This window comes from Spirosoma terrae, from assembly GCF_010435915.1.
In the GTDB taxonomy this organism is placed as follows: domain Bacteria; phylum Bacteroidota; class Bacteroidia; order Cytophagales; family Spirosomataceae; genus Spirosoma; species Spirosoma terrae.
In genome coordinates this window covers 1-430 of record NZ_JAAFZH010000052.1, presented here as the reverse complement: position 1 = coordinate 430, position 430 = coordinate 1, and the positions used below count along the sequence as shown (strand labels likewise).

Below are 430 nucleotides of genomic sequence, written 5' to 3'. Positions count from 1 at the left end.
ACCTTGCGGCCCGCTCGACTTGCATGTATTAGGCCTGCCGCTAGCGTTCATCCTGAGCCAGGATCAAACTCTCCATCGTAAATATTGTGCGTGAAAGTAAACTCTCACAGTATTGTTCAACCGATGCCCGAAAGCATCTGACTGAGTTGTCGTTGTGCTGACCGTTTGTCAAAGAACTGAGCGCTGATCCGTTGATCAGCGTGGTGAGAAAGCCAGAAGCAAATTCGCTTCGTTGTGTCTCGATGTTTGGGAGTGCAAAGGTATTTCTTTTCGTCCCGTTTGTCAAGTAAAAAGTGAAAAATATTTTTTATTTATTTTTGCTGCTTTTTGCTTGCAACCCCCTGAAAAACAATCTGTTAACTTCGTTTATCAAGGTTTCCCGTATCGTTTGGGAGTGCAAAGGTACCAGACTTATTTTTGTTTGTCAAGC

At 43.7% G+C, this 430-nt stretch carries 1 rRNA gene; it reads right to left on the bottom strand.

The annotated features are described in order from the left end of the window. Positions 1–79: ribosomal RNA gene (locus tag GK108_RS31015) — 16S ribosomal RNA — on the bottom strand; the annotation flags it as partial. Positions 80–430: the final 351 nt, after the last annotated feature.